The sequence below is a fragment of the Streptomyces sp. SID1328 genome (assembly GCF_009865595.1).
Taxonomy (GTDB): Bacteria; Actinomycetota; Actinomycetes; order Streptomycetales; family Streptomycetaceae; genus Streptomyces; species Streptomyces griseoluteus.
Map to the genome: position 1 here is coordinate 1 of NZ_WWKH01000387.1, position 8,475 is coordinate 8,475.

Below are 8,475 nucleotides of genomic sequence, written 5' to 3' on the forward strand. Positions count from 1 at the left end.
GTCGACGGCTGGGCCGCGCTGTACGACGCGTCCGGGGCCGTCGTCGCCGCCGCGCCCGAGTGGGCGGGGCGCCGGGCCGCCCGGCTCACCGCCGACGTCGAGCGGCTGCGGGAACGCCCCGCTCCCGCCTCCTCGGTGGTCGCCGCCCCCGACACCGAGGACCGCATCGAGCTGCACTCGCTGGGCACGGGCCGCCGCCCCCGCGCCGCACTCGCCGTCGGCACCGCATCCGCCCCCGGCACCGCCGAGCGCTACGCCGTGCACTCCGCCATCGCCCTGCTCACCCTCACCACCGAGCGTTCCCGCTCCCTGCACGCCGCCGAACAGCGGGTCGGCGCGGCCGTACTGCGGATGCTGCTCGCGGGTGAGCCCGACCACGCCCGCGCGGTCGCCGGCGACCTGTACGGCGGGCTGCTGGACGCGCCGTTCCGGCTGCTGGTCGCCGAGTCCGCGCCGCGGCAGGGGACGGACGGCGATCCGCTGGACGCGCTCGCGGAGGCCGCCGAGTCCGCCGCCGCCCGCTCCGGCGAAGCCGTGCTGGTGGTACCCGAACGGGACCGGCTGGTGGTGCTGGCCACCGACGGCGGCGCGGCCGTCACCGCCTGCACGGCCTACGCGAGCGCGCTGGAGGCGGCCCGCCTCGTCCCGGAGTCCAAGGGGGGTGACGACGAGGCACTCGTGGTCGGTCTCTCCGCCCCGGCCGGCCCCATCGCGGCCGCCTCCGCCTACCGCCAGGCCGAGCAGGCACTCTCGGTGGCCCGGCGGCGCGGCCGGGTCCTGGTCGAGCACGAGCACGTAGCGGCCGGCTCGGTCCTCCCGCTGCTGGCCGACGACGCGGTACGGGCCTTCGCCGACGGCCTGCTGCGGGCGCTGCGCGACCACGACGCCACCGGGCGCGGGGACCTCGTCGCCTCGCTGCGGGCGTGGCTGTCCCGGCACGGGCAGTGGGACGCGGCCGCCGCCGACCTCGGCGTGCACCGGCACACCCTGCGCTACCGGATGCGCCGGGTCGAGGAGATCCTCGGCCGCTCGCTGGACGACCCGGACGTCCGGATGGAGCTGTGGCTGGCGCTGAAGGCGACCTCGGGGGAGTAGCCACCCCCCGCGCCCACCCCGCCGAACCGGCGCATCGGCGACCCGTTTCCGTACGACTCGGACAAGCGACCGCCGCGCCCGCCCGCCCTACCGTGGATCACGCACATCACCCCCGACGCGGAAGGGCCGGACCCGCACATGACCTCCACCCACGCCTTCTGGCTGGCCGGCCGCCAGGCCACCGGCGAGGACAGCTTCGACGTCTCCTCCCCGTGGGACGGCCGCGTCGTCGGCCGGGCGAGCGTGCCCACCGACGCCCAGGTCGAAGAGGCCGTGGCCGCCGCGTACGCGGTCCGCGACGAGTTCGCCGCCGTCCCCGCGCACGTCCGCGCCACCGCCCTCGACCACGTCGCGGGGCGGCTGACCGAGCGCGCCGAGGAGATCGCCCAGCTCATCTCCGGCGAGAACGGCAAGCCCATCAAGTGGGCGCGCGGCGAGGTCGCCCGTGCCGTCTCCGTGTTCCGGCTCGCGGCCGAGGAGGCCCGGCGGTTCAACGGCGGCGAGGCCCAGCGACTCGACACCGACGCGGGCGGCCAGGGCCGCATGGCGCTGGTCCGTCGCTTCCCCAAGGGCGTCGTCCTCGGCATCGCGCCGTTCAACTTCCCGCTGAACCTGTGCGCGCACAAGGTCGCCCCGGCCATCGCCGCCGGTGTCCCGATCATCCTCAAGCCCGCCCCGGCCACCCCGCTGTCCGGCCTGGTCATCGGCGAGCTGCTGGCCGAGACCGACCTGCCCGCCGGGTCCTGGAGCGTGCTGCCGGTCGCCAACGACAAGATGCCCGCGCTGGTCCAGGACGAGCGCCTCCCGGTGATCTCCTTCACCGGCTCCGAGCAGGTCGGTTACGCGATCATGGACTCGGTGCCGCGCAAGCACTGCACGCTGGAACTGGGCGGAAACGGCGCGGCCGTCGTCCTCGGCGACTGGGCGAGCGACGCCGACCTGGACTGGGCCGCGAGCCGCATCGCCACCTTCTCCAACTACCAGGGCGGCCAGTCCTGCATCTCGGTGCAGCGTGTGATCGTGGATGGCGCGGTGTACGAGCGGCTGCTGCCGCGCATCGTCGCCGCCGTCGAGGCCCAGGTCACGGGTGACCCGGCCGACGACAAGACCGAGGTCGGCCCGCTGGTCAGCGAGGCCGCCGCGCAGCGCGTCGAGTCCTGGGTGAACGAGGCCGTCGAGCTGGGCGCCACCCTGCTCACCGGCGGCGAGCGCGACGGCGCCACCTACGCGCCGACCGTCCTCACCGGCGTGCCGGCCGGTGCCACCCTCGCCACCGAGGAGGTCTTCGGCCCGGTCCTCACCGTCACGAAGGTCGACGGCGAGGCCGAGGCGTTCGCCGCGGTCAACGACTCCAAGTACGGCCTCCAGGCAGGCGTGTTCACCCACGACATCCAGGCCGCCTTCCGCGCCCACCGCGCCCTCGAGGTCGGTGGCGTCGTCATCGGCGACGTCCCGTCCTACCGCGCGGACCAGATGCCGTACGGCGGCGTGAAGCAGTCCGGCGTCGGCCGCGAGGGCGTCCGCTCCGCGATGGACGACTACACCTACGAGCGCGTCCTGGTCCTCACGGGCCTCGCACTCTGACCTGCCACGGACAGGTCACCACCGGAACGGCCGGAGCCCGCTGTGCGGGGGCTCCGGCCGTTCTGTTCTCGCGCCTTTGACAGCGGCACCGATCGTGCGATCGGTTTGAGGGGCACAAGTCCCTGGTCCCGGCCCTCGAAACGGTCTGAGCGGCCGTTGTCCCCCCGCGCGGCCGTTCACCTGAACGGACGCGCAAGGGGTGGTGGGGCGGGCCCGATTCAGGTACCAACGATCCAGTAGCAACGGGTCGGTTACCTACGGTCCGCCAACATCCCTCTTCGCGGCGAGGTGAGCCTCATGTCCGCCCCCACCACTCAACGCACCAACGTCTCCGAGCGCGAGGCCCGGCAGGTGGCGGAGGCCGCCCGCGAGCAGAACTGGCGCAAGCCCAGCTTCGCCAAGGAACTGTTCCTCGGGCGCTTCCGGCTCGACCTCATCCACCCCCACCCGCTCCCCGACGCCGAGAGCGTCCGGCGCGGCGAGACCTTCCTCGCCGAGCTGCGCGCCTTCTGCGAGACGGAGATCGACGCGGCCCGCATCGAGCGCGAGGCCCGCATCCCCGACGAGGTCGTGGCCGGCCTGAAGCGGCTCGGCGCCCTCGGCATGAAGATCGACACCAAGTACGGCGGCCTGGGCCTCTCCCAGCTCTACTACAACAAGGCCCTCGCCCTGGTGGGCTCGGTCAGCCCCGCCGTCGGCGCGCTGCTCTCCGCCCACCAGTCGATCGGCGTCCCGCAGCCGCTGAAGATCTTCGGCACCCAGGAGCAGAAGGACGCCTTCCTGCCCCGCTGCGCCACCACCGCCATCTCCGCCTTCCTGCTCACCGAGCCGGACGTCGGCTCGGACCCCGCGCGGCTGGCCACCATGGCCGTCCCGGAGGGTGACCAGTACGTCCTGGACGGCGTGAAGCTGTGGACCACCAACGGTGTCGTGGCCGACCTGCTGGTCGTCATGGCGCGGGTGCCGAAGTCCGAGGGGCACCCCGGCGGCATCACCGCGTTCGTGGTGGAGGCCGACGCCGAGGGCATCACGGTGGAGAACCGTAACGCCTTCATGGGCCTGCGCGGCATCGAGAACGGCGTCACCCGCTTCCACCGGGTGCGGGTCCCGGCCGCCAACCGGATCGGCCCCGAGGGGGCCGGTCTGAAGATCGCGCTCACCACGCTGAACACCGGCCGGCTGTCGCTGCCCGCGATGTGCGCCGGCGCGGGCAAGTGGTGCCTGAAGATCGCCCGCCAGTGGGCCGCCGAGCGCGAGCAGTGGGGCAAGCCGGTCGCGCTGCACGAGGCCGTCGGCTCCAAGATCAGCTTCATCGCGGCGACCACCTTCGCGCTGGAGGCCGTCGTCGACCTCGCCTCCCAGATGGCCGACGAGGACCGCAACGACATCCGCATCGAGGCCGCGCTCGCCAAGCTGTACGGCTCGGAGATGTCCTGGCTGATGGCGGACGAGCTGGTCCAGATCCGGGGCGGGCGGGGCTACGAGACCGCCGAGTCGCTCGGGGCGCGCGGCGAGCGGGCCGTACCGGCCGAGCAGATGCTGCGCGACCTGCGCATCAACCGCATCTTCGAGGGCTCCACCGAGATCATGCACCTGCTGATCGCGCGCGAAGCCGTCGACGCCCACCTCTCGGTCGCCGGTGACCTCATCGACCCCGACAAGTCCCTCCAGGACAAGGCGAGGGCCGGTGCGGGCGCGGGCGTCTTCTACGCCAAGTGGCTGCCGAAGCTGGTCGCGGGGCCGGGCCAGCTCCCGTCGTCGTACGCCGAGTTCAAGCACGGCGTCGACCTGTCCGGGCATCTGCGGTTCGTCGAGCGGCACGCCCGCAAGCTGGCCCGCGCGACCTTCTACGGGATGTCCCGCTGGCAGGGCCGGATGGAGACCAAGCAGGGCTTCCTCGGCCGGATCGTGGACATCGGCGCGGAGCTGTTCGCCATGAGCGCGGCCTGCGTCCGGGCCGAGCGGCTGCGGCGCGAGGGCGAGCACGGCCGCGAGGCGTACCAGCTCGCCGACGCCTTCTGCCGCCAGGCCCGCGTTCGCGTCGACGAGTTGTTCGCCCGCCTGTGGCACAACACCGACGGCGTCGACCGCAAGGTGGTCAAGGGCGTCCTCGGCGGCGCCTACGAGTGGCTGGAGGAGGGCGTCCTCGACCCCTCGGGAGACGGCGCCTGGATCGCGGACGCCACGCCGGGAGCGAGCGAACGCGTCAACGCCCGCCGCCCCTACGGCGCTTAGCCGCTAGCAGTACTTGTCGCTGCCGTTCCGGGTCGTCCACGAGCAGGTGTCGACCTTGGAGCCGTTCGACTTGGTCAGGGTCGCCGTGTCGCTGGTGTTGTTCCAGACGTACGCACGGCGGCCCTGGTACTTGTCCGAGGTGGTGTCGCGGCCGCTGCCGGTGTGGACCTTCATGTACTTCCCGGCGCCGATCTTGACGTTCGGGAAGGAGTACCTGTGGTTCGAGGCGTCCTTCAGGATCCAGCCCTTCAGCGAGACCGCCGAGCGGCTGGTGTTCTTGAGCTGCACCCACTCGCCGTTGAGGCTGGAGTTGGACCGGGTGTCCTTGCCGGGGCTGTCGAAGTAGACCCGGTGGATCTGGACACTGCCGGCCGCCTGGGCCGGGGTGCTCAGCAGGGTGCCGGTGAGCAGGGCCGCGCCGGCGAGAGCGGGCAGGGTGGCGCGAAGGCGCAGGGTACGCACGAAGAGATCCCCCCAAGGATGTCGTCCACGAAGACGCTGCACGGGCGAGAAGTTCACCCGTTCAACTGAATTGTTATCACAGGATCTTCACTCCGGGTTCACAAAGGGGGAACCTTCCTGCGCCATGGGACCCCTTTCCGGCCATCCGGCCAGGGGACGCGCGGTCCGGGTGGCCACCGGGTGCGGCCACAATGGGGGGATGACCGACAGTCCCGCCAGCCCCGCCCCGCTCGCCGACCCGCACCTCGTGTTCGACCCCGTCGCGGGCGACGGCCCGAAGGACGTGGTGATCCTCGGCTCCACCGGGTCCATCGGCACCCAGGCCATCGACCTGGTGCTGCGCAACCCCGACCGCTTCCGGGTCACCGCCCTCTCCGCGAACGGCGGCCGGGTGGACCTCCTCGCCGAGCAGGCGCGCAGGCTCGGGGTACGTACCGTCGCGGTGGCCCGCGAGGACGCGGCACCGGCGCTGCGCGAGGCCCTGGCCGGGCAGTACGGCACCGAGCCGCTCCCTGAGATCCTGGTGGGCCCGGACGCCGCCGCCCAGCTCGCCGCCTCCGACTGCCACACCGTCCTGAACGGGATCACCGGCTCCATCGGCCTCGCGCCGACGCTGGCCGCCCTGGAGGCCGGCCGCACCCTGGCACTGGCCAACAAGGAATCGCTGATCGTCGGCGGCCCCCTGGTCAAGGCGCTGGCCAAGCCTGGCCAGATCATCCCGGTCGACTCCGAGCACGCGGCCCTCTTCCAGGCCCTCGCCTCCGGTACCCGCGCCGATGTGCGCAAGCTGGTCGTCACCGCCTCCGGCGGCCCCTTCCGCGGCCGCACCAAGGTCGAGCTGGCGGACGTCACCGTCGCCGACGCCCTCGCGCACCCCACCTGGGCGATGGGCCCGGTGATCACGGTCAACTCCGCGACCCTGGTCAACAAGGGCCTGGAGGTCATCGAGGCCCACCTGCTCTACGACATTCCCTTCGACCGCATTGAGGTGGTCGTGCATCCCCAGTCGTATGTCCACTCGATGGTCGAGTTCACCGACGGTTCCACGATCGCCCAGGCGACGCCCCCCGACATGGGTGGGCCGATCGCCATCGGCCTGGGCTGGCCCGAGCGCGTCCCGGACGCCGCCCCGGCTTTCGACTGGAGCAAGGCGTCCACCTGGGAGTTCTTCCCGCTGGACAATGACGCCTTCCCCTCGGTGAACCTCGCCCGGCACGTGGGCCGGCTCGCGGGCACCGCCCCGGCGGTGTTCAATGCGGCCAACGAGGAGTGCGTCGAAGCCTTCCTGGGCGGCGCTCTGCCCTTCAACGGGATCATGGAGACCGTCGTCCGGGTGGTCGAGGAACACGGCACCCCGGTCACGGGAACTTCACTCACGGTGTCGGACGTCCTCGAAGCGGAGACCTGGGCCAGGGCCAGGGCCCGTGAACTGACCAACCGGACGGCTACCGCGGAGGCGCGTGCATGACGACCTTGATGTTCATCCTCGGCATAGTGGTCTTCGCGGTCGGTCTGCTGGTCTCGATCGCCTGGCACGAGCTGGGGCACCTGTCCACGGCCAAGCTCTTCGGCATCCGCGTCCCGCAGTACATGGTCGGATTCGGCCCGACCATCTGGTCACGGCACAAGGGCGAGACCGAGTACGGCATCAAGGCCGTCCCGCTCGGCGGCTACATCCGCATGATCGGCATGTTCCCGCCGGACGACGCGGGCCGGGTCTCCGCCCGCTCCACCTCCCCGTGGCGCGGCATGATCGAGGACGCCCGTTCGGCGGCGTACGAGGAGCTCAAGCCGGGCGACGAGACGCGGATGTTCTACACGCGCAAGCCGTGGAAGCGCGTCATCGTCATGTTCGCCGGGCCGTTCATGAACCTGATCCTGGCCGTCGGGCTCTTCCTCACCGTGCTGATGGGCTTCGGCGTCCAGCAGGAGACCAACACCGTCTCCTCGGTCTCCGCCTGCGTCATCGCGCAGAACCAGAACCGCGACGACTGCAAGAAGTCCGACCCGGCCTCCCCGGCGGCCGCCGCCGGGATCAAGGCGGGCGACAAAATCGTCTCCTTCGACGGCAAACCCACCGCGAAGTGGAACACCCTCTCCGACCTCATCCGGGACAGCGCGGGCCGCAACGTCCCGATCGTGGTCGAGCGGGACGGCAGGAAGCTCACCCTGCACGCCACCATCGCCACCAACCAGGTGGCCAAGAAGGACTCCAGCGGCACCTACGTCCAGGGCCAGTACGTCACGGCCGGCTTCCTCGGCTTCAGCCCGGCGCGCGGTGTCGTCAAGCTCGGCTTCGGCGACTCGGTGGTCTGGATGGGCGACCAGGTCGGCCACGCCGTGGAGTCCCTCGTCGACCTGCCCGGCAAGGTCCCGGCCCTGTGGAACGCCGCCTTCGGCGACGGCCCCCGCGAGCCGGACTCCCCGATGGGCATCGTCGGCGCCGCCCGCGTCACCGGCGAGATCGCCACGCTGGACATCCCGGCCTCCCAGCAGGTGGCCATGGCCGTCTTCGTGGTCGCCGGGTTCAACCTCTCGCTGTTCCTCTTCAACATGCTCCCGCTGCTCCCGCTCGACGGCGGGCACATCGCGGGCGCCCTGTGGGAGTCGCTGCGCCGCCAGGTGGCCCGTGTGCTGCGCCGCCCCGACCCCGGCCCGTTCGACGTGGCGAAGCTGATGCCGGTGGCCTATGTGGTGGCCGGGATCTTCGTCTGCTTCACCGTGCTCGTGCTCATCGCGGACGTGGTCAACCCGGTCCGGATCTCCTGACCTCGTACGACCAGGAAAAGCGGCCCGGAACTCCAGGTTCCGGGCCGCCGCCCATTGGGTGGGTTTGCCGGGTGGGATGTGCTGGCGGACAGCCCGGTGTCGTAATCTCAAAGCCTGGAGCCCGCGGTTCACGGGACCGGATCTTGATCCACGACTTGGGGTTGCACAGCAGATGACTGCGATTTCTCTCGGCATGCCGTCCGTACCGACCAAGATCGCCGAGCGGCGCAAGAGCCGTCAGATCCAGGTCGGCTCCGTCGCGGTCGGCGGAGACGCCCCCGTGTCGGTGCAGTCGATGACGACGACCCGTACCTCGGACATCGGGTCGAC

The 8,475-nt window shown here is 71.8% G+C and carries 7 protein-coding genes; 6 read left to right on the forward strand and 1 reads right to left on the reverse strand.

The window, feature by feature from the left end; all coding sequences use genetic code 11:
* The 3 genes from GT030_RS11475 to GT030_RS11485 form a co-directional block, all read left to right on the forward strand.
* Nucleotides 1-1,095 (forward strand): PucR family transcriptional regulator (locus tag GT030_RS11475; RefSeq protein ID WP_161201011.1); only part of this gene is annotated, 1,095 nt, incomplete at its 5' end.
* Between the two features lie 138 nt (nt 1,096-1,233).
* On the forward strand, nt 1,234-2,679 hold the full coding sequence (locus GT030_RS11480; protein ID WP_161201012.1) for an aldehyde dehydrogenase family protein: 1,446 nt from the start codon (nt 1,234-1,236) through the stop codon (nt 2,677-2,679).
* 297 nt (nt 2,680-2,976) lie between these two features.
* Nucleotides 2,977-4,914, forward strand: a complete 1,938-nt coding sequence (locus GT030_RS11485) for an acyl-CoA dehydrogenase family protein (RefSeq protein ID WP_161201013.1) — start codon at nt 2,977-2,979, stop codon at nt 4,912-4,914.
* Nucleotides 4,915-4,917: 3 nt separating this feature from the next.
* Here the strand turns inward: GT030_RS11485 and GT030_RS11490 are convergent, their stop codons facing one another.
* Nucleotides 4,918-5,376 carry a lamin tail domain-containing protein gene (locus tag GT030_RS11490; RefSeq protein WP_161201014.1) on the reverse strand — a complete coding sequence of 153 codons (459 nt, stop codon included), beginning with the start codon at nt 5,374-5,376 and terminating at the stop codon, nt 4,918-4,920.
* Nucleotides 5,377-5,575: 199 nt separating this feature from the next.
* Between GT030_RS11490 and dxr the strand changes: the two genes are divergently transcribed.
* The 3 genes from dxr to GT030_RS11505 form a co-directional block, all read left to right on the forward strand.
* Nucleotides 5,576-6,844 carry a 1-deoxy-D-xylulose-5-phosphate reductoisomerase gene (gene dxr / locus GT030_RS11495; RefSeq protein WP_161201015.1) on the forward strand — a complete coding sequence of 423 codons (1,269 nt, stop codon included), beginning with the start codon at nt 5,576-5,578 and terminating at the stop codon, nt 6,842-6,844.
* Nucleotides 6,841-8,145, forward strand: coding sequence for a site-2 protease family protein (locus GT030_RS11500; protein ID WP_161201016.1), 1,305 nt, complete (start codon nt 6,841-6,843; stop codon nt 8,143-8,145). The genes dxr and GT030_RS11500 overlap by 4 nt, the downstream gene beginning before the upstream one ends.
* 172 nt (nt 8,146-8,317) lie before the next feature.
* Nucleotides 8,318-8,475: flavodoxin-dependent (E)-4-hydroxy-3-methylbut-2-enyl-diphosphate synthase (locus tag GT030_RS11505; RefSeq protein WP_346009613.1), on the forward strand; the 158-nt coding region annotated here is incomplete at its 3' end.